Below are 22,016 nucleotides of genomic sequence, written 5' to 3' on the forward strand. Positions count from 1 at the left end.
ATTGTAAGGACGCTGATTTATTCTAGTTTTATTACTGTGTTATTAAAAAGGTTGATGGCCTATAGTACTGAAGCATTGAAATCGTTGTGGATATCAACTCAAAAAACAACAGGCACAGCACCAAACTGGTTGTCTTTCATGTTGAATAAAATAAGTCAGGGTGCTCAGGTAGAAAATGTGTTGCAGCAGTGCGTTGAAGTGATTTCCAAGCTATGTAAACGAGCCCACCCTAAACGGGATTTAAAGGACGGACTTTATCAATTTGGTGTTATTTCTTTGATTGATAATTATTCATATGGTTAATAAGTAAGCTTAAGAACCTACATATGAATTGGTATTAATCATTAAAAACAAAATATTATATCAGCGATAAAGATCTTGCTTTAACTATAGCGCTTGTTCTGTTTTTTACACCCAGTTTCTTATAAAGTTGATGTATATGCCATTTAACCGTTTGCTCTGAAATAAATAACTGGTCAGCTATACCATTATTAGTTTCTCCGGTTTTAATAAAATCTAACATTTGCCTTTCTCTCTTGGTCATTGGTTCAAGCAAAGTTTCAGCTAACATATCATGTGTGGTTTCACTTTGTTTTTTATTATTTTCTTTAAACAATAATTTATTTATTTTACCTAAAAACACAATTACAGATTCGGTTTGTTTACTCATATAATCTTTCACGATTAGACGCAACAGTTGATGTATTTCATCACCAGCATCAAGAAATAATCGATAAAAACCACCTTTGGAGGCAATTTCTAAAGCCTGTGATAAATCAGTAACCGCATCATCAGTTAGCTTTAGAGTGTAAAATGCTTTGGCACGGCTTAGTAAGAGTTTCATTAAATGACGATATCGTCCAACCTCTTTACACAGTTTAATCTGCGTATTTAATATACTCATCGCTTTTTTAGGTAAATGATTATACAGATTAAGTTCTACACGAACCTGTTCTCTTATTTCTTGAAAAACATGGCGTGAATCTTGATCGAATGCCGGCGCCCGTGATTCATCAAAACCACAATTTTTAGCAATTATTTGAGCATCTTTACCTCGGCCAGATTTTAATAAAAAATGAATTTCCAATGCATTAAGTAATGCTTTCAATCGCGGTAATTCTGCCCGGTCAGCTGACTCTTGCCCTAAATGAACAATTTCTAAAGCTTCATCAAGGCCTGTTTTTAAAAAGTGTAAGCTAGCCATTACTCTATAACCGATAAAAGCGACTTCCACCACAGCTTCACTATTGATATACTCAAAACGATTGTGTAATAGCTCTTCAGCTTTATCTATCTCATTTTGCTCAAAATAAACTTCAGCGAGTAATACGGTATTTAACGAGCCCATATACGAAAATTCATTTGCACCTTTGTTGTTAGAGTTTAGCCCCTTAATATATTGCTCTGCTGCTTTATTCAAGTTCCCCCGAATCCTATCTACCAATCCCGAAACTGTATATGTCCAAGAAACCAAGTAACCAATAGAGCATTGTTTCCCATATGCGATGGCCTTTTTCGCTGAATTTTCTGCCGCATTCAATTCAAGTGTAAATAATGAATTATAAGTCTGGAGTACATGGGTTATTAGTAATTCTTGATTCGTTGCAGAGGGATTTTCATGGATCCATTCTTTAAGTAATTCCCTAGCATAAATTGAGTTGTCACTGGCGGTTTCCATAAGGCATAACAGTAATTTTATACCACTGCTTATTTGAATTATTTTTTCCGGTTTGATCTTATCTTTATATTGTTCACAATATCGTTTTAGCATATCAACTTGTTCTCGTGCTAGACAATATTGTCGAGAAAATACTAATGACCAGATATAAGCGAGACTAATTCTTGGTTTATTCAATACAAACCCACATGGCAATTTTTGTATCCAATTCATTAGCGTCCAATTTTCACCAGATCCTAGTATCAGGTCCTCAGAAATTTGACCTATGAGTTCAAGTGCTAAATCGTAATTTTCTACTGATAGTGCATAATTAATAGCCTCGTGATTCAGGTCATGTTCAACACACCATGTGCATGCTCGTCGGCAAATTTTTTCTGCGATATTTGGATATTTTTTATTTAAGACATTTCGAAGAAAATCACCAAATAGGTGGTGATAACGATACCAAGTACGGGTTCTATCCAAAGGAATAATAAATAAGTTTCTATCTTCTACCTGTTCAAGCATCATCTGTCCTAACTCTATATTAAGGACATAGTTAACAAGATCAGAACACATACGTTCTAATACTGATGATAATAATAAAAACCTCCTAATTTCATCACTTTGCTGTGCAAGTATTACTTCACCGAGATAGTCGGTAACATCTCTGTCTGTTCCAGTAAATTCATTAACAAATGTTTCATAATCATCATTTCCTATCATAGCTAGCGAAGCCAGTTGTAATCCTGCAACCCAGCCCTCTGTTCTATTAGCCAATGCAAATACAAATTTATTATTAAGTCCTAATTGCTTTGAGGCATTAAGAAATTTTCCAGTTTCATCCAAATCAAAGGTCAAATCTTTCCTGGATAGTTGAAAAACCTCACCGCAGATCTTAACAGGATGCAGAGTCAAATCAGGTTTATTTCGACTTGCAATAACAAAAACGATTTGCTCCGATGAGTAAATAATTAACCGAGTAAGAATACTATGAACTTCAGGGTTATTGATAGCATGATAATCATCTATAAATATGGTGTGTTTAGATGTTTTTCTTTCTAAAACAGCAACTATATCAGCGATAATATAATCAATCGTCGCTTTACGTTCCGAGCCAAAATGGCGTGTAGTAAAATGACGTTCATGCAGAACTGGTGTGCATATCAAAGTAATTAAATGAGATAAAAAACGTAGGGGATCATTATCCTTATTATCAACACTTAGCCAATAACAATTATAATCTTTATTCGTCAAAACATCTGATGTTTGCGCTAAAAGTATAGATTTTCCATAACCTGCTGGCGCCACAACTAAAGCGGCTTTAATTCCCTGAATAATCTTAATGGATAATGTGGTGACAATTTCTCTTTGAACAAAGTTATCAAATACTCTAGGTTTTAGAAACTTCCCTCCAAAAATGGCAGGTTGACGTACAATTCTATCTTTTCTAGTTTTACTCATGAGCAACCACCTTTAATAAAAATTTAGCTACAACTATATTCTAGGTAATATTTGAGCACAGAAATCTTACGCTCAAATATTGCTTTTTCCAAAGTGGAACAATAATTATTTATCATCCCCATCCCACTGAGTAAAATTCATTCCATTATATGCTGTGTTTTTGAACTTAAAACATCTTTTTCCCCTACCGCATCACCGGTTAGAGCAAATCCAAGTTGCTTTCCTTCTGATGTGATGAAGCGCGCATGTACATTACAGCCATCCACTTTAACTAGCCATTCTCCATCAGAATATTTTGGTGGCGGTACAACAACCACTGGGCACAAAGTGGTTTTTATCATAATAGGCATAACACCATAATTCACTTGTGCTTGTTGACCACTGAGTACTTTTCCTAGCACTCTTGCACTTTCCATTAAGGGTGAAACATAAAATAATAAATTCCCATCAACCTCAGCACAGTCACCAAGCGCGTAGATATTTTCTGCACTCGTTTGTAATGAACGGTCGGTTAATATACCTTGGTTTGTTTTCAAATTAGCAACATTGGCTAATGTTAAGTCTGCTCGCACACCAATAGCAGATATTACAATATCTGCTTCAATAATTTTACCATTGGCTAAAGTCGCCTCTATTCCACCCCCAGCTTTATCTATTTTTTCAACAACACTACCGAAATTGTATTTCACCCCCGCTTTTTCAAGGCTTTCTTGAACTGCGAGTGATGCTTCTTGTGGTAATAGTGTGCCTAGAACAGTAGACATAGGTTCGACGACTTCAATAGAATAGCCTGACTTAACCAAATCGTTTGCATACTCAGAACCAATCAAGCCTGCGCCAATAATTAATACTTTTTTTCTACCAACAATTGCAGTACGAAAACGAGTATAATCTAATAAGTCATTTATATTATAAACACGACTTAGACCATCTCCCGAAATAGAAGATTCAACAAACTTAGCACCTGTTGCTAGTACCAGTTTTCCGTATTCAATAATTTCTCCATCAACCCTTAATAATTGGCGATCGGAATATATTTCCGTAACTTTGTTAAAAATTCTAATATCGGCTTGTAATTCATCAGCCATATCCGCAGCTGTAGCACTTGCAAGTTGATCAGGTTGTTTACCCTTAGAAAAAGCTACAGACATCATCGGTTTAGAATATAAACGGCCATCATCCGTGGTCACCATTATCAATGGTGTTTTTTGATCTTGTTTTCTAAATTCACGTGCCAAATTGTAACCAGACAACCCTGTTCCAATAATAACCACGGGCTTCCGATTCCAGTCACTTTCAGGTGGTTTTTCAACCACTGTTTCAATTACTGGTTCAGGTTTAACACTATCAATTACTTGTTCATTTACTGCGACTGCAATTCTGCTAATTGCTACCATTTCAAAGTCTGACTTCCCGACTCCACAATCTGGACACTCCCAATTTTCAGGAACATCTACCCAACGAGTTCCCGCAGGTATTCCTTCTTTGGGTAATCCTTTGCCTTCATCGTAGATAAAACCACAGACCATACATTCCAAAACGTTATAACTCATATTTTACCTCTAAATCTGTAGTACCCTAATAAATTAGTTGCTCTTTTGCTATTTCACTAAGACCTAAATTTTAATACTCTGGTACGTTATCACTTCTCAAGCCATTAAAGTGAAGAACTCAATAAATCACAGTGCTGCGATACATGTACCTACTGTAATTAATAAAAATCATGTCTGAAGATAAATAATGAAACAACAAACTAAAGTTGGATATAATTATGGATAGGTTTCAGAAAACAGCTTGAAAACAGACTTGCAGTTAAGACTATCTATAAAAGATATTCCATATGTACCACAGGCTTAATACTTTGTCCGCTTACCTGAGCTTTAACAGCTTCATTTAATGCGTTGAATGGAAAGTAATCAATAAGACGATTAAAAGGAAAGCGCCCCTCATTATAATATTTAATTAATTGAGGAATAAACACCTTAGGATCGGAATCACCTTCCACTATGCCAACAATTTTTTTTCCAGTAGAGAGCATTTCCATAATATTAATATTTACTTCGGCATCAGCTGGCGCTGCACCAACCAAAGCACAAGTTCCTAATGGTTTTAGTATGTCGATACACTGTTTGACTACTTCAGGAAACCCAGTCATCTCTAAACTGAAGTCGACACCACCCACAATATTTTTAATTTCTTCAACAATATTTTCTACCGAAAAAGGATCTATTACATAATCGGCACCAAGTTCTAACGCCAATACTCTTCTGTGGTGGAACGGTTCAATAACTAAGATTGGAGATGCGCCTACCAATTTTGCAGCCATCAAAGCACTTAAGCCAACAGCACCACCACCAAAAATAGCGATAGAATTAGCATCGGTAACAGATAGTGAATTCAGTACCGTTCCTGCACCAGTTTGTATGCCACAACCTAATGGTGCCAACATTTCGAGCGGTAGATCTTTGCTCACTTTTACTGTATTTCGAACATTGGCAATAGCCATTGTTGCGAAGGAAGATTGACCGAAAAAATTAGCATTCACTTGTTCGCCATTTTGTTCCATAGTACCTGAACCATCACTACGCCCACCGCTAAAATTATTAGCCATAAAATTATAACAATAAGAAGGCAATTCATGCTCACAGGACGGACATTCACCACAGGAATTAAACGATAAAACAACATGATCACCTGGCGATAAACCTTTTACCGCTCTTCCTGTTTCAACAATCACTCCAGCCCCTTCATGTCCTAATACGATAGGCATTGGGACGGGTAAAATCTGTTGCATGCAAACGAAATCGGTATGACAAAGACCAGATGCAACAATTTTTATCAATACCTCATCTTCTCTAAGAGGTTGCAATGTGATTTTTTCAAATGTTAATGGCTCAGAAGAGCCTCGGGCAATTGCTGCTGTCGCTTCATATTTATTATTTTTACTAATCATAATTAATCGCACCTATAGTTTGAGTCAAACTGACTGTAATTATTTAGGATAAGGAATATCTCCCTGGTACCAGCTATTACTACGTCCTGATAATAGTACTTAATGTTGTTATCACGACAATAGCCATTTACTGTAAAACCTATCCAAGCTTACAAGCCGATACAACCAACTTTCGTTGGTTTTCCCTAAGTAATTAATTCATTTAAAAAATTAATCTACTTTTATTTTGCAAATCCATCATTTTTAATTTCCCCAACTTTGGTTGGCTATTCAAGTAAAAAAGTATCCTTTAGGGTGATGTTATCCTATGCACTCAAAATTTGAATAACTGTAATTTTTACTGTTCAGGATAGGATTCAAAATAAATGAATATGTTGGTAATGCACAATAACTAAAAAATTTAATTTTCTGTTTAAGTAGACTAAATAATAAAAACTACAGGTAGAAGATAACTATGAATATTCTCGAAAAAACTATCGTTAAAGCACGTATCAAAAAGCCATCTTTAGCTGGACTTATACCCAAGCCACTTCAAAGTGCGAGTTTCAGTACTCCCCGCAGGGTTGGTTTATAAACGCTTTATGCTGCGTTATTAATTTTCAAAAGGGAGTAACCATTCTCTGCAATTAATGCCTTGTCTAAAGCGTTTATAACTCCAACTGAACCCTGCATCTTGAAGTGGTTTGGGTATATACACCAGCCTGTTATGGCTAGTTATTTACCAGCTGTAACTATTAACCAAGCGAATGCGTTGGAGTTGACGTTGACGTTAGATAATGGGGTTACATAGACTTAGATACTACTTTAACTTACGACGCTCAGTGGCGACTAGAAAGCATTGATAACACTATCCTCGATAATGGCGGTGGCGATCTCCCTAGCTTTTTGATTGATGATGGTAATAGAAGCTTTAAAGGAGGTGATGAAATAAATGGATACAACATGCTATTTATAACTCCTGTTCATAATATAACTTCTACGCAAGAAGGTCTTTTATTTACTAGTGGGGAGTTCGTAACACAAGATATTGCCTATACAAACCTCAGAAAATCTAACAGTTTAATCTTAACTTATAATTATTAATATTCTACAAAGAAAGTACTAAACCTAAAGATTATTACTAATAGATTTTGAAGCTGAATTTACATAGTTTTCTGTAAAAAATAGGTTAATAGAAAACGCTTTATAGAAAGGTTTCACTTTATTACTTTTCAATAAAATACGGATTACCTATTAATTAACCCGTAAATAAAGTTTGCAAATAAATAATGGATTATTCAAAAATAGATCGAGCAATGATCAACTTCATAATTTCTGAGGTTCCTGCAAATATTCGAGTAATTCGCGCATCTGTAAAGACGCGTGAGATTGGGTATTCGTCCATATATCCCGCGCCGCCATGTAATTGAACACCCTCATCGGCAGTATCACATAAAAGCTCACTGGTCAGTAATTTTGCTTCTGAGGCCGCAACAGAATCATTATCTCCACGATTAGTATTGGCGACTATGGTATCAATAAAAGCCTGCGCCATATCTATTCGAGCTCGCAATTCTGCCATTTTGAACTGTGTATTTTGCATGTATGAAAGCGGCTTACCAAACACTTTTCGATCAATCACAAAGTCCTTAGTTAAGTTAAAAGCATATTCTGCAGAGCCCGTGTTCCAAGCAGCGCAAATTAAACGTTCTTCAGCTAATCCATCCATTAAATAGTTAAAGCCTTGGTGCTCTTTACCTATCAAATTTTCTTTGGGTATTTTGACATTATCTAAAAACAGTTCGATAGTATCTTGAGATTTCATGCCCATTTTTTTTAGATTTGCACCGACTCGAACTCCTTGCCAATCACTTTCAACAACAAACAAACTAAGTGCTCTAGGCTGTTCAGGATTAGTCCGTGCAGCAACAATATAGATGTCGCCACAAATACCATTAGAGATATAGGTTTTATTACCATTTAATAGATAATGATCACCTTTATCTACCGCATTAGAACGTAAACCAGCCAAATCACTACCGGCATCAGGTTCGGTCATTGCTACAGATAGAATGCATTCACCGGTGATTGTCTTAGGAATATATTTTTCTTTAAGATAATCACTGCCATGATTTAAAATATACGGGGCGATAATGGTACTGTGAAGTTGAGGCATAAACCCTGTTTCACCACATCTACCAATCTCTTCAGCAACAATCTGCTGAAAACGAAAATCATTAATACCGAGACCGCCAAGATATTCTGGTGCTTGAGGAACCAAAAATCCGTTTTCACCCGCCTTTAAATAGACTTCTCTAGGCACAATCCCTGCTTCTCTCCATTCATCTTGAAAAGGAACTACTTCTTTCTGTAGAAACGCTCTGAACGCCTCTTGGAACATCAAATGCTCATGCTCGTAACAATAACGTTTCATCATTACTCCTTAATTTAAATTAGGCTTAAATATATAACGTAAGTTAATGGTGTTACTGTCTTTATAAGGCAATAACAGCTTCACCTATTAATGTTTGAGTGTTATCTTGTGTTACCGCTACAAGTTCTAATCGAGCACGTTGCTCGCCACTCTCTTCGAATAACTCAATTACCTTGCCACTGCAAGTAATCACAGTATGCAATTGAGTGATCGCGTTAAAGCGGTTACTAAACTTACGTAGCTGTGACTGAGGCTTCCAGTTAGTCAGAATTCGGCCCAAATAAGCCATAGATAACATGCCATGTGCGAATACATCAGCCATACCTGCTTTTTTAGCAAAATCACTATCAATATGTATCGGGTTATGGTCTCCAGAAGCGCCAGCGTAAAGCGCTAAGGTAAAACGAGAGATCGGCGGTAATGTTAATGATGGAATTTCAGTTCCTACTGTAATATCAGACATTATTATCTTCCTTTAACTTTTGGATTTCGATAAACCAGAGTGTTAGTTGCCTTTGCAACCAAGTCACTATTTTGATTTGTGTACGTGTTTTCCAACACAATAAATTCTAGCGCGCCAGATTTTTTATCAAACATATCTTTAATCTTGGAGGTTACTGTGATGTTATCACCCGAGTAAATCATGCCTAAGTATTCAAAATCCTGATTACCATGTAAAAGTCGACTAATATCCATATCCAAAAGGTTTAATACGGGTAATAATTCTGGTCCTTCCATATCCAGAATAAATGGAATGGTAGGTGCTGCTGGTATCGTTTTATAACCAGCATCACGTGCAGCCGATTCAGAAGAATACACAAGATTGGTTTCACCTATCGCCTTTGCGAAAAATTTCAGTTTACCCTTCTCAATATCAACATTAAATGAGTCAAATTCATGACCAACCTTACTACGATCTAACATAATGTAATCCTTCTTTTATACTTTACGATACATGGTCACAACTGCTGCACCACCTAGTCCTAAATTATGTTGTAATGCCACACGCGCACCGGGTACCTGTCTATCACCAGCTGTACCACGTAAATGCCAAACCAGTTCAGTGGCCTGTGCTAAACCAGAAGCCCCTATTGGATGACCTTTCGACATTAATCCACCTGAAGGGTTAACAACGAATTTACCGCCATAAGTATTATCAGCATCGTTTATAAACTTCTCCGCCTCTCCTTCGCCACATAAACCTAGCCCTTCATAAGTGATCACTTCATTAGGAGTAAAGCAGTCATGCAGTTCAACAACTTGAACATCGTTTGGACCCACACCAGCTTGTTCGTATGTTTCTTGAGCAGCTTTGGCTGTCATTTTGGCACCGATCAAATCGATTGGGTTATTCCAAGTATCAGCTAAATCGGTTGCCATCGACTGACCAATAATTTCAACTCCGGCCGCTATACTATGTTTTTTAGCAAATGCAGGACTACAAATGATAACTGCTGCTGCACCACACGTTGGAGGACATGCCATAAGTCTGGTTAAGTAGGGGGCAAAGATAACAGGAGCCGCCATGACTTCTTCAAGCGTCAATGGATTATTAAAAAGTGAATAAGGATTTCTCACTGCATGGCTTCGCGTTTTCACAGAAACTTTACCGAAAATATTTGGATTAGCACCGTATTTTTCAATGTAATGAGTACCCGCTTGCCCGAATAATCTTAAGGCTAACGGGCCTTTAGGTGATCTAGGTGCCGCTTTTTCTAACGCTCCAAGCATACTAGAAAAAGGTGATTCACGATCTTCCCAATGACTGCCTAATGCACCTGCTTGCATTTCTTCAAAACCAAACGCTAGCGCGCATTCAACAGCGCCAGAAGCAACCGCTTGACGAGCTAGAAACAACGCAGTCGAACCAGAAGAACAGTTATTATTAACATTGATCAGTGGAATACCTGTTTGACCAACATCATAAAGACCGTGTTGGCCACAAGTACTGTCACCATATATGTAGCTAGCGTAAGCCTGTTGTACTTTATCGTAGTTAATACCGGCATCAGTAAGCGCTAGCTTTATAGCTTTAGACGCCATTACACGATAAGGTTCTTGTTTTCCAGGTTTGGTAAACTTAATCATCCCAACACCAGCGATGCGTACATTTTTCATTTTATATACCCTAAAAAAATTTTTTTATTTCTTGGCATTCAAAAGGTCAATACCAACATATTTACTAACGGCGTTGAATGTATCAACAATTGAATCAGCCACATCTGCATCGGTAAAATCACAAATTTTGTTCCATTGTTGCGCAACTTGTTCGGCGCTTATTGTTTTTTTTGTACCTAATGCAAGGCCTTGTGAACGCTGATATCTAAGCTTGCTAAACCAGCCAGCGCCAACTTCAATTAAAGAACCATTTTCGGTACTGTCTTGTGCACACAGCTTTACTACTAAAGGCACGACAAAATTTGGACTTGTTGCTTTCAATACTTCTTCTGGCCAAATGGTTTCAGTTAATCTAGAACCAGCGATAGGAGCGATAATGTTTGATAAAATATTCTTACGTCCGCCTTCAATCGCTAGCGTGCGGCCCAAACCAGTCAATGCCGATTTAGCAGAACTGTAGTTCGCTTGACCAAAGTTGCCATAAATGCCTGCTGCTGAGGTGGTAAATATAATGCGACCAAAACTTTGTTTTTGCATATATGGCCATGCAGCTTTAGTTACTTTATAAGCGCCGTCAACATGCACTCTATAGATTAAGTCCCAGTCGCTATCTTGCATTTTGGCAAAACTAGCATCACGTAAAATACCGGCATTATTGATCAAAACATCTACACGACCGTAGTTATCAATTGCTGTTTTTACGATACTTTCTCCATTTTCCACAGAATCATAGTTAGCGACAGCTTGGCCACCAAATTCCTTGATTTCATCGACCACTTTATCTGCAGCCGCTGAGTTTGATCCTTCACCATTACCCGTACCACCAAGATCATTTACTACAATAGACGCACCGCGCTTGGCAAATTCAAGTGCATACGCACGGCCTAAGCCTCCGCCGGCACCAGTTACAATTACAACTTTTTTATCAAAACGGATATTAGTCACTTTTCTCTTCCTCTTATTACTAACTGAGTTATTCATTATTAAACTTATCTAGTTTCAGCTATAACTTTACTGAGAGACAATGATTGAAAATCATATTTAATTTCGTACTACTTGTTTAAAAGCATTAAGGAGCAAGTTTTAATTAACTAAGTATTTTCAACAAAGATTTTCGTTCATCTGATAAACTCAAACAACAAACTTTCGTTGGTTCTCTGCACTAACTTTAACTAGCAGGTTATTTTTACTGGCTATATTCAACTGATTTTAAATAAATTATTTTTATCTGGAATATATCGTAAATTTACAAAAATAGTTTTATGCAGAGAAAATAAGTTTACTAGAATAGTAATTACGATTTAATTCCTACATTAATTGAGTTTTTCAAAAAGATGTTCTATGACAGGGAGCTTTTCAAGATTTAGATTCTATAAAAGCTAATAGAATATCTGAGCTATAAGCAAATTTGCCATCGTTATTGTTAATATGAATACTCCAAACTTGAATCGCGTTGCTAGTATTAATGGGTATTTACCTCAAGTCCACACACTCTTTTTTTGACCGCACAAGTACCCGCTATACTGCCCAAGGTTTCAGCTAGAGTGACTGACACTCCTTCATACAGAAGACCAATTGGTTAACATATAATCATATTAGTATCTTAGTGCTCTGAAAACTTTTTAATGAGTTGTTGAGCTTGATCAGTTTGCACTAGCGCTCCCTGAATTTGAGCTTCGTACTCAAGAGATTCTGATAATGTAGCAGTGTCTGCAAATTTTATCTGAGCTTTAAGTGCCTTCAGAGCTGGAATTGACTGGCAGGCAATTTGACCAGCAAATTCTAACGTTCTTGTCATTAAATTATCATCAATTACTACTTCGTATGTAAGTCCCCATTGTTGCGATTTTTCCGCATTAAGAAAGTCAGCTGACATGGTTAATGCAGCCGTGCGCATAGATCCTATTCTTCGGTTAAGCATCCATGATGCGCCCATGTCCATAGCCATACCAATTTTAGCAAAACTAAGAAAATAACGAGCAGATTCAGCAGAAAAAATAATATCGCAGGCCAGCGCAAGACTAACGCCTGCACCAGCAGCAACACCATTAACAGCAGCGATTACCATTTTGGACATTGATTGTATAAACGTTACAATCGGGTTAGCGTATTGCCTAATCCAATCTTCCAGTTTATCTGCGTTTTCTTGTAATAAACCTCCGGTCAAGTCGGCACCCGAACAAAAGCCTCGACCAACACCAGTAAGTATAACTACGTGAACATCATCGTCACTTTCTACCTCCTTAAGTTTTGCTAACAATGCAACCATTAGATTAACATCAAGCGCGTTAAGTGTTTTGTTCTTAAGCATAGACAAAACAGCGACACCGTTAGGGTGACGCTCAAAACCAATTACCTTATTAAGTTGTGCCATTTAAAATATCCTCTTTAATTATGATTTTTATTTTTAACATGAGCTTTTATCAGCAGGCTAAACAGTCGATTCAAGTAAATTATTGACGCGTTCAAGACACCTGAACTTCACAATCTTTCCAATAAGGTTTACGTAACTCAGTTTTAAGTATTTTACCTGCACCAGAAATAGGCAAAGCATCAATGAAAGCAAAAGACCTAGGACATTTATATCCTGCAATATACTCTTTACAAAAACGGCGTAATTTTTCGATTGTCAAGCTATCATCCTTTTCAATATTAGGATCTGGTACGATAACAACGTGAACTGTTTCTCCCCACTCAGTAGAGGGAATACCTATTACCGCACATTGAGCAACATTTGGGTGTTGTGAAACAATTGTTTCCACTTCAGATGAATAGATATTTTCTCCGCCAGAGATGATCATATCTTTGACACGATCAACAACAAAGATATCTCCTTGTTCATCGATATATCCTCCATCTCCAGTGTGAAGCCAGCCATTAATAATAGTTTTTTGCGTCAATTCTGGTTTTCCCCAGTAACCCGCCATAACATTTGGCCCACGAACCGTAATTTCCCCAACCGTTCCAGCTGGTACCGAGCAGCCTTGCCCATCTACTATACGAACTTGTTGGACAATCCCTGGAATGCCAGCACTTCTTATTTTTCCTGATTCAATTGCTTCATAAATGTGATGGCTTTTCGATGAAATAGAAATTAAGCCACACTCAGTCATACCATAACCTTGAACAAAACCAACTTTAGGTAATTCTTCCAATGCTTTTTTAATCGTCCCCAGAGGCATAGGAGAAGCACCATAAATAATGTTTTGTACACTATTAAAATTATCTTTATTGAAAGCAGGATCATCCATCAACATTTGCAACATGGTAGGTATAAGTAACATATCGCTTACACGCTTTTCTTGAATAATTTTCATTACCTTAGCAGGAATAAACGCAGATAATATAATTTGACTGCCACCCAAAAGAAAAGACATCAACAACATGCCAAGGCCAGCTATATGAAACAGTGGAGCACAATTTAACCAACGAGGCTCATTAGACAATCCAGTCATTTGAGCACCTGTAATTGCAAATACCATTAAATTGGTATGACTTAACATAACGCCCTTAGGCGAACCTGTTGTGCCGCCTGTATAAAAAATTCCAGCAAGATCATCGCCATTGCGATACATATCCTCAATCGGATCTGATTCTGCCATCAAACCTTCATAACTGACCATACCTTCAGGACATTCATTATCCCCAGCATAAATTACACATTCTAACAGTGGTACTTTCTTTTTTATTTCTGTAACTATTGGCGAAAAAGTGTCATCAACAACAAGAAATCGAGCACCTGAATCAACTAATGAATAGGCAATTTCAGCAATACTCCAGCGAGTGTTGATTAAATTATACACACCTGCAGCCCAAGGGATTGCAAATATATATTCTAAATAGCGGCAAGAGTTCATTGATAATAAAGGTAAGCATTCTCCTTCTTTAAGGCCAATATTTCGTAGACCACCAGCCAAGCATGCGACTCGCTTCGTCAGCTCACGGTAAGTCAAAGATTGATTTTGATAACATATAGCTTCTTGCTCAGGTCGAAGCAATACATTACGGTGTAAAAGCTGTGTTAGGTTCATTTTATAACGCCTTTTTTGTTTTAAACTGAAGGCTGTAAAACCTTGTTCAGATCACAATCAGCCTAGCAAGAACATTGCTCTTTTCGCTTCAATTTTAAATAAGCATTAAGCAATGTATCGATATTTTTTTGCTACAGCACATCAATAAAACAGACGTACAAAACAAATTTATAATAGTAGATAGCTTGCCTAGCTAGAGGGAAATAATGAACAAACTAAAGTTTGTTTTTATAGCGGTTATAGTTAGCCGTGTGATTTATAGAGATCTTTTATGGTTTGATTATTACGAGGTACATAAAGATCTTTCACTTTGCCATAAAACTATTAAAGCTTTAGAACACAAAAATCATTTGAATTGAATGTCTGCTTTCGGTAATTTCAATCAAGATTAAATATTGATTTTTCAAACTTCACGTTGAGAAATTGAAATGACTTTATTGTATTCTTTACTGTTCAGAGCATTTATAGGGTTGTCGTGTAAGGACTGGTCTGTAGAGTAACAAAATTATAAGTAGAATTTCAGGGTAAATTATCTGGAGTATACTTATGAATACACGTACTGGTTTATTAGGTGGTAATGACAGCGGTTATTAAATACACACTCATTTATTTATCACATATATCATAAAAAACCCGCTAGTCAGCGGGTTTTTCTTTAAAGTTTATGTAAATAAAATCTTAATTAAAAGAAGTTAACTTTAAATTCAGCACCAACATAGCGAGGTTCATTAACCATACCTGAGTTATTGTTGAAGTCTACACCACCGATGATCACTTGTTCATCAGCTAAGTTACGTATAAAGGCTGATACTTGGTATTCGTTATTACCACTTTCCCAGTTGTAGCCTGTACGGAACCCACCTTCAAGTAATGCTTTACCGTTAAATTCTTCAGCATGATATAAGAAGAAGTTAATGTCGCTACGGTAAGACCAATCTGTGTAAGCAAAAAATTCGCCATCGGCTACTTCAGTTGCATAACGTAAGGTAAAGTTAGCAATCCACTCAGGTGAGTTAGGTAAGCTATTGCTATCAATATTAGCTCTGCCATCTGCATTTAATGCATTAGTCACAGTACAAGTACCTGAACCACAAGTTGCAACAGATAAGCTTTGATCTTGAATTTCTGTGCTGTTATAACTGATATTAAATGATGCATTGATTTCATCAGTTAATATCCATTGTGTATCTAGTTCAAATCCATAGCCAGTCGTTTTATCTGCATTTAGCAAGGTATTTGAGTTAGCGCCACCACCAACAGCTGTTAATTGCTGATCTTGCATCTCAAAGTAATAAACAGTGGCATTTACACGACCACGGCCATCGAATACATCAGATTTAATACCAGTTTCAAATGAATTGATAGTTTCTGAATCGGCAATACTTACCTTTTGATCGTATAAAATACGACCTTGAACACTTGGTGCACGGAAGCTATTAGCTAAACGTGCAAAAACGTTAACATCGTCATTCAGTTTATAAACACCGCTTACATCCCAGCTAACATGACTATCACTTGGGTTTGCTGATTCTTTAAAGTTAGTTTCTTCTTTATCGGTATTTGAAAATGGGTGATTTATTAACCTTGCAGTGAAGTCTTTTTCATCATGAGAATAACGAATACCCACAGTCATAGATAAGTCTTCAGATACATCATAATCTACAGAACCAAATACCGCATAGGCAGTAGTTTGTTGATCTTGAGTCGAATAACCTTTTTCATCACCATGGCTTAAATTAGGAAAGTCAGGGTTTTGGCCAGTTAAAAAATCATAAGAATCAATCGTTAAATCTTCGTAGTAATAAAATACACCGGTTTGGTAATTTAATGGACCATTTAAATTACTAGATAAACGAAGTTCTTGCGTATATTGGTTGTGATCTGGTATGGCATCAGCAGATTGAGCGCCCCACCAAACGGCATTTGAATCTTCAAGTGGATTACCTAAGTAACCACCATCAACATCGGCACGAGAATAAATCTCTGCGCTTTCCCATGCTGTAATTGCAGTTAAAGTATGTACATCACTTAAATCCCATTCAAGCTTTAAGTTAGCGCCCTGTGTTGTTACTTGTTGTGTAGCAAACTGAGCTGCATCTTGATAGACCACGTCAGCATCAAAGTCATCACGGATTTGGTTAGTGCCAGGCTTAGCGATATTTGTATGGAATACAATTGGCGTACCATCTAAATCACGGTAATGGTAGTTTAATAAAGCCGAGAAATCATTTGCTTCATATAAAAACTGAATACGCGTTGCGTTTTCTTCGTAACCACCTAAAACGTCATCTTGCTCAAAGCCTTCAGCACGGTTATCAATATAATCATCTTTTGTTTGATGAAGACCAGAAATTCGAACTGATAAATTATCAGTTAGCGAAGTACCAACAGCACCTTCAAAATCGATTGCACCTAAAGTACCGTAAGATAAAGCAGCATAACCACTTGTATCTTCAGATGGTTTTACTGAATCAAACTTAACTAAACCAGCAGGTGTATTACGACCAAATAAAGTCCCCTGTGGACCACGTAAAACTTCTACACGCGCCATATCAAATACAGGGAAACCTTTTAAAATTGGGTTTTCTTGAACAACTTCATCAACAACTAAAGAGACAGGTTGTGATGCATTTAAATCGAAATCGGTATTACCTAAACCACGAACATAAAAACGCGGAAAACTACGGCCAAAAGAAGACTCAACAGCTAAGCTTGGAATTTTGGCATTCATAAAACGAATATCCATACCTGCAGAGCTATATGCATCTAAGTTATCACCTTGTAATGCAGAAACTGATACTGGAATTTCTTGTGCATTTTCAACGCGTTTACGTGCTGTGACTGAGATAACTTCTAATTGATTAGCTTTTACTTGATTTTGCGTTTCAGCGTCAGCTGCATAACTGGCAGCAGAAAACAAAGTAGTATTGATCAATACTGCTAAGGTTGTCTTTTTCATTGCTTTCATTTCGGGTTTAACCTTTTTTCACTCTTAAATTTCAACGGTAATATGTAGCGCCATATTACATTGGCGGTGCAAGGTTCAATTTTGCGCAAATAATGCGGACCTAATGGGTAGAGTGGGTGACGCCGTTAGGTTGAACCTTACGGGAGGGAATTATAACACAAAAAAAGAACAAACAATGCAAAAAATGTAAACTTATTGATATTTTTAGCTTTATTGATAATATATTTGCATAAATAATACATTATGCATTAGAGTTTTTGCTCTATAAGCCTATGATTATAATATAAACTTTTTATGCCTTTTACTCACAGGACAAATGTCCGCTAATAATATTTTTTTTATTAACTATTAAATCCGAGATTTTTCAGCATTTTCAGGAGTAAATTTTCAGTTAGATGCTGCCCATCACTAATTGTTAATACATTAGTACGCTGAAAAAAAAGCATAGTTAAAGAGTGTTTGGGTTTTAGCGCGGTTTGTATTTTAAATTAGGAGAGTGGGCTGACAGATCCTTTAATGCTCTTCTGATTTTATACTCAATAGGGCGCTCTTTAAAGTATTGTGGATACCTGCACCAAATCTAAATGATCAAGATCCTTTGTAGAATACGATGCCATTATTTTTTATTTTTCGAAGGTTTGTAATAGATTAAATATAGAGATTTGCGCCCATCGATTTTTAATGCTACGCCCTAGAGGAAGATCGTACTTGCGTTGAAATTTGACTAAATATGGTCTACATATTGAACTCATACATATCAAATTGAGATGTATATTATAAATGCCGATTCATATGCAGAGAATTAACTTTATAGGAACAATATATGAATGTAATTAAAATATTAAAGCCAGCTATTTATTGTATGAATCAACTAAAATTTGTTTTTAAATTTCTCATTATCTGCTTTATATTTACGTTACCTTTATCTATTTTAGGCTGGGCCTTAGTTCTTGAAGTTAACAACAGCATCTCTACATCAAAAAATGAATTAAAGGGGCTAAACATTCTTAAAGAGACTTATCAAATACTTTTCACCGTAGCTGAATTTAGAGATTATTCAATGCTTCAACGGATTAATTTATCAGAAGATTTTGAAAATGAAATAGATAATAAAAAAAAAGTAATCACAAAATTTTTATCTGAATATACAACAAAAATAAAAAAATCGAGCATATCAAGTCCTGCTATTGAAAAACAAATTTATGAATTAATAGATCTATGGTTGATTCTTTCTGCCACTGGGGCAGGGGTGCAGGGGGCACCTGAAATACAATTTACTTATTATGACAAGATAGTTCAAAAAATAGAGCTTTTAGCTCATTTAATATCATATGAAAGTAAGTTGGCATATGACCCAGAGTTATCAAACTTTTTTTTAATAAAGTTATTGCTTGAAGATATTCAAACTCTAAATAGGGACTTTGGGAAATTACGCTCTTATGGTAGTTTCGCTTTAGCCTCGCCCACAATTGATAGTTACACCTATACATTATTAGAAAATATTTATGAGGAATTGCTTAAAACGACTTCCTCAGTGAAAATAAATCTACTTTATACAAACAGGCTTAATGTCGATATAACTTTAAAAGAGTATATAGAAAATATAATAATAAAATCCGATAATAGTTTAGATTTTTTTTATGATAAAGTAATAGAGGGGGAGGTAAGTAACAAAAAATTAACATGGCAAGCGTTTTTTCAATATACAAGTAAGCATATTAATTTAATAGAGGAGTTTAGTTTCGCAATTCTGCCAACCATCGAGCATAAGTTAAGAACAAAAATTAAAACGCAACAAACAAAGTTATTAATTTTCATTTCATTGTCAACATTTTTATATTTATTTGTCACTTATCTTATCATAGGCATGTATTACTCTTTAAAGAGTGCAACTGATGACTTCTTAGATAAAGCAGGTGAAATAGCTAAGGGTAATTTAGATGTGCAAATAAAAAAACATAGTCGTGATGAATTGTCTTATATAATTAAAGCTTTTAATAATATGGCACAACAATTAAAAGGTAAGCAAGAAAAGTTAATACATCGTACTCTTGAACTTAACAGAGAAAAACAATTTATCGTCTCTGTTATGGATACGCAAAATAATATGGTTATCACACAAGATAATTTAGAGATAAAAACAGCAAATAAAGCATTTTTTGATTTTTTCAAAGTAAGCAATGTAGCTGAGTTTAATACTAAGGTAACGGATAATATTGCAACATTATTTAAAAACCAAGAATTAGAAGGATATAATGCTGAGTTAAATGAAAAAACATGGGTAAATTATATCAATGAAAGAAAAGATACTTTGCATAAAAAAACAATTGAAATAGATGGCCAACAATATGTTTTTAGTATATTTATTGATAAATTTACTTTTCAAGATGAAAAGTTATTTACGATTGTTTTCAGTGATATTACCGAATTAGAGCAGATTAGAAATACAATAGAATTAATTAATAAAAATATTAAAGATTCTATTAGATATGCTTCTTTAATACAAAATTCAATAATACCTTCACCAAGTGATTATCAACACTTTGTAAAAGATAGTTTTGTATTTTGGCAACCGAAAGATATTGTTGGTGGTGATATTTATATTTTTGATACCATAAGAAGTAACGATGAATGTTTATTTATGGTAATTGATTGCACAGGTCACGGTGTGCCTGGTGCTTTTGTAACTATGCTAGTTAAAGCAATAGAACGACAAATTATCGCTAATATCTCTATGAATAACCAACAAGTAAAAGTTTCTGAAATTTTTTCAGCTTTTAATAAAGAATTAAAGAAAATTTTGAAACAAGGAGATAATAATTCTACTGTTTTATCTAATGTAGGTTTTGATGGAGGTATTGTATATTATAATAAAAATAAGAAAATTATTAAATATTCAGGTTCCAACACTTCATTATTTTATATCAAAGATAACAAATTAAATATCATCAAAGGTGATAAAGAATCTATCGGTTATAAAAGCTCTGATGTTAATTTTAAATTTCAGGAATATTCGATTGATACTCGTGGCGGTATGACTTTGTATATAACGAGTGATGGTTATTTAGATCAAAATGGAGGTGAGAAGCTGTTTCCCTTTGGTAAAACTAGATTTAAAAATATTATAAAAGAAAATCATGATAAACCACTACAGCAACAAAAGGACGTTTTTGTGAGTGAATTTAATGCTTATAAAGGGGACGAAGAGCAGACTGATGATATCACTTTATTAGCAATAAAATTCACAGATTAGTTTAAATTTAAGTAATATCACCGATAAGTGCTTGGTTTTTCTGCTCTGCTGTAAAGTATTGCAGTTGAGTAATCACATTGATTTTTCTTGGCGAGCACTGTTACTTTTAATCGGTGTACTGTTTTATGTGTAGCTTCAATCCGACATCGCTTGGCTAGTTAGTTTCATATCAATTCCAATTGTTACACAGCAGTACAAGTTAATTGTAATTAAACTGTATTATCATTATCTCAGAAATAAATATAATGAGGCCATCTTTTAGTCATAAGTTAAAGTTAGTTGAGTTGGTGATAGTGAGTAATAAATCACATGTTATAAAATTATTATTTACTATCAAAGGTTCTATTATCTCTTTAATAGCACCTCAAATTGTTTTATCACGCTAATAAGTGCCGCTATTGTTATATATCATGAATTTTATTGTGAAATTTTACTCGGTTATCCATTGGTACTTTTTGCATTACTGGAGGTTGCGCTTTCACTTTCACTCTGTTTAGGTTTTAGATATTTTGGATGAAAAAATTTACCTCAAGTGTTACAAGCAAAAATCATTTTTTAATTTAGACATTATATTTGTAGGAAAGGCAATGAAAAAAACATTCGATATATTAAGATTTACTAGCTGGATAGCCATCGTTTGCTCGCTAGTTGGTTCATTTTTATTATTTATAGTTGGTGCAATTAAAACCCACTATGCCTTAACAACAGTTTTGCTAGGTAGAGTACCTAATGAAAGTTTAGCCCATTTAGATTCTTCTGATATTGCAACGGCCTACTTAATTAAATCTTTAGATACTTTTTTAATTGCTTTAGTGTTATTTATATTTGCCCACGGGGTATATACTTTATTTATTTCTGATAAAAGTATTAAGAATCCAAAGCCAGTTTTAAAATGGATTAAAACACCTAATATTGGTCATTTGAAAAATATATTAGGTGAAGTCATTGTTATCATTTTATTTGTTAAATTTTTAGAAATTATTTTGATTAATTTAAACAGTTTAACTTGGGAAGTATTGATATTGCCTTTCTCCATTTTATTATTATCGCTGAGTCTAAAGTTCTTAGGATTAGGTCGTGAAAATCATGATTAAATAATCAGACTTTAAGCTAAATAAAATGCCCGCATTATGCGGACATTTTTACTTGATTGATAATG

The 22,016-nt window shown here is 35.3% G+C and carries 14 protein-coding genes; 3 read left to right on the forward strand and 11 right to left on the reverse strand.

Features of this window, described 5'->3' with window-relative positions:
* Positions 1 to 303: hypothetical protein (locus tag CJF42_RS14970; RefSeq protein ID WP_212668825.1), on the forward strand; the 303-nt coding region annotated here is incomplete at its 5' end.
* Between the two features lie 55 nt (positions 304 to 358).
* Here the strand turns inward: CJF42_RS14970 and CJF42_RS14975 are convergent.
* The 11 genes from CJF42_RS14975 to CJF42_RS15030 all read right to left on the reverse strand — a co-directional run bounded on the left by CJF42_RS14975 (position 359) and on the right by CJF42_RS15030 (position 17,604).
* Positions 359 to 3,121: a winged helix-turn-helix domain-containing protein gene (locus CJF42_RS14975; RefSeq protein WP_095367468.1), complete on the reverse strand. Its 2,763-nt coding sequence runs from the start codon at positions 3,119 to 3,121 to the stop codon at positions 359 to 361.
* Between the two features lie 137 nt (positions 3,122 to 3,258).
* Positions 3,259 to 4,674, reverse strand: a complete 1,416-nt coding sequence (locus tag CJF42_RS14980; protein WP_095367469.1) for an FAD-dependent oxidoreductase — start codon at positions 4,672 to 4,674, stop codon at positions 3,259 to 3,261.
* 269 nt (positions 4,675 to 4,943) lie between these two features.
* A complete protein-coding gene (locus tag CJF42_RS14985) occupies positions 4,944 to 6,074 on the reverse strand; it encodes an NAD(P)-dependent alcohol dehydrogenase (RefSeq protein ID WP_095367470.1) in 1,131 nt (376 codons plus the stop codon).
* 1,273 nt (positions 6,075 to 7,347) lie between these two features.
* Positions 7,348 to 8,454, reverse strand: a complete 1,107-nt coding sequence (locus tag CJF42_RS14995) for an acyl-CoA dehydrogenase family protein (protein WP_252097621.1) — start codon at positions 8,452 to 8,454, stop codon at positions 7,348 to 7,350.
* A gap of 94 nt (positions 8,455 to 8,548) precedes the next feature.
* Positions 8,549 to 8,950 carry a MaoC family dehydratase gene (locus CJF42_RS15000; protein ID WP_095367473.1) on the reverse strand — a complete coding sequence of 134 codons (402 nt, stop codon included), beginning with the start codon at positions 8,948 to 8,950 and terminating at the stop codon, positions 8,549 to 8,551.
* Positions 8,951 to 8,952: 2 nt separating this feature from the next.
* The gene (locus tag CJF42_RS15005; protein WP_095367474.1) at positions 8,953 to 9,411 is read right to left on the reverse strand and encodes a MaoC family dehydratase N-terminal domain-containing protein; all 459 of its coding nucleotides are present in this window, start codon (positions 9,409 to 9,411) and stop codon (positions 8,953 to 8,955) included.
* Positions 9,412 to 9,426: 15 nt separating this feature from the next.
* Positions 9,427 to 10,605: a lipid-transfer protein gene (locus CJF42_RS15010; RefSeq protein ID WP_095367475.1), complete on the reverse strand. Its 1,179-nt coding sequence runs from the start codon at positions 10,603 to 10,605 to the stop codon at positions 9,427 to 9,429.
* Positions 10,606 to 10,629: 24 nt separating this feature from the next.
* Positions 10,630 to 11,550: an SDR family oxidoreductase gene (locus tag CJF42_RS15015; RefSeq protein ID WP_212668827.1), complete on the reverse strand. Its 921-nt coding sequence runs from the start codon at positions 11,548 to 11,550 to the stop codon at positions 10,630 to 10,632.
* A 658-nt stretch (positions 11,551 to 12,208) separates the two neighbouring features.
* Complete coding sequence (locus CJF42_RS15020) at positions 12,209 to 12,979, reverse strand: enoyl-CoA hydratase/isomerase family protein (RefSeq protein ID WP_095367477.1); 771 nt, start codon at positions 12,977 to 12,979, stop codon at positions 12,209 to 12,211.
* A 91-nt stretch (positions 12,980 to 13,070) separates the two neighbouring features.
* On the reverse strand, positions 13,071 to 14,636 hold the full coding sequence (locus tag CJF42_RS15025) for a long-chain-fatty-acid--CoA ligase (protein WP_095367478.1): 1,566 nt from the start codon (positions 14,634 to 14,636) through the stop codon (positions 13,071 to 13,073).
* A 682-nt stretch (positions 14,637 to 15,318) separates the two neighbouring features.
* Positions 15,319 to 17,604 carry a TonB-dependent receptor gene (locus CJF42_RS15030; RefSeq protein WP_095367479.1) on the reverse strand — a complete coding sequence of 762 codons (2,286 nt, stop codon included), beginning with the start codon at positions 17,602 to 17,604 and terminating at the stop codon, positions 15,319 to 15,321.
* A gap of 823 nt (positions 17,605 to 18,427) precedes the next feature.
* Between CJF42_RS15030 and CJF42_RS15035 the strand changes: the two genes are divergently transcribed.
* Both CJF42_RS15035 and CJF42_RS15040 read left to right on the forward strand, forming a co-directional pair.
* Entirely contained in the window at positions 18,428 to 20,857 is a 2,430-nt protein-coding gene (locus CJF42_RS15035; RefSeq protein ID WP_095367480.1) for a SpoIIE family protein phosphatase, read from the forward strand.
* A 509-nt stretch (positions 20,858 to 21,366) separates the two neighbouring features.
* Positions 21,367 to 21,951: a YqhA family protein gene (locus tag CJF42_RS15040; RefSeq protein WP_252097622.1), complete on the forward strand. Its 585-nt coding sequence runs from the start codon at positions 21,367 to 21,369 to the stop codon at positions 21,949 to 21,951.
* Positions 21,952 to 22,016 lie beyond the last annotated feature (65 nt).

The organism is Pseudoalteromonas sp. NBT06-2 (assembly GCF_002276045.1).
Classification (GTDB): domain Bacteria; phylum Pseudomonadota; class Gammaproteobacteria; order Enterobacterales; family Alteromonadaceae; genus Pseudoalteromonas.

Coding starts and splice junctions, on each gene's coding strand:
- CJF42_RS14975 (WP_095367468.1), bottom strand. CDS start 3,121: ATGAGTAAAACTAGAAAAGATAGAATTGTACGTCAACCTGCCATTTTT.
- CJF42_RS14980 (WP_095367469.1), bottom strand. CDS start 4,674: ATGAGTTATAACGTTTTGGAATGTATGGTCTGTGGTTTTATCTACGAT.
- CJF42_RS14985 (WP_095367470.1), bottom strand. CDS start 6,074: ATGATTAGTAAAAATAATAAATATGAAGCGACAGCAGCAATTGCCCGA.
- CJF42_RS14995 (WP_252097621.1), bottom strand. CDS start 8,454: ATGTTCCAAGAGGCGTTCAGAGCGTTTCTACAGAAAGAAGTAGTTCCT.
- CJF42_RS15000 (WP_095367473.1), bottom strand. CDS start 8,950: ATGTCTGATATTACAGTAGGAACTGAAATTCCATCATTAACATTACCG.
- CJF42_RS15005 (WP_095367474.1), bottom strand. CDS start 9,411: ATGTTAGATCGTAGTAAGGTTGGTCATGAATTTGACTCATTTAATGTT.
- CJF42_RS15010 (WP_095367475.1), bottom strand. CDS start 10,605: ATGAAAAATGTACGCATCGCTGGTGTTGGGATGATTAAGTTTACCAAA.
- CJF42_RS15020 (WP_095367477.1), bottom strand. CDS start 12,979: ATGGCACAACTTAATAAGGTAATTGGTTTTGAGCGTCACCCTAACGGT.
- CJF42_RS15025 (WP_095367478.1), bottom strand. CDS start 14,636: ATGAACCTAACACAGCTTTTACACCGTAATGTATTGCTTCGACCTGAG.
- CJF42_RS15030 (WP_095367479.1), bottom strand. CDS start 17,604: ATGAAAGCAATGAAAAAGACAACCTTAGCAGTATTGATCAATACTACT.
- CJF42_RS15035 (WP_095367480.1), top strand. CDS start 18,428: ATGAATGTAATTAAAATATTAAAGCCAGCTATTTATTGTATGAATCAA.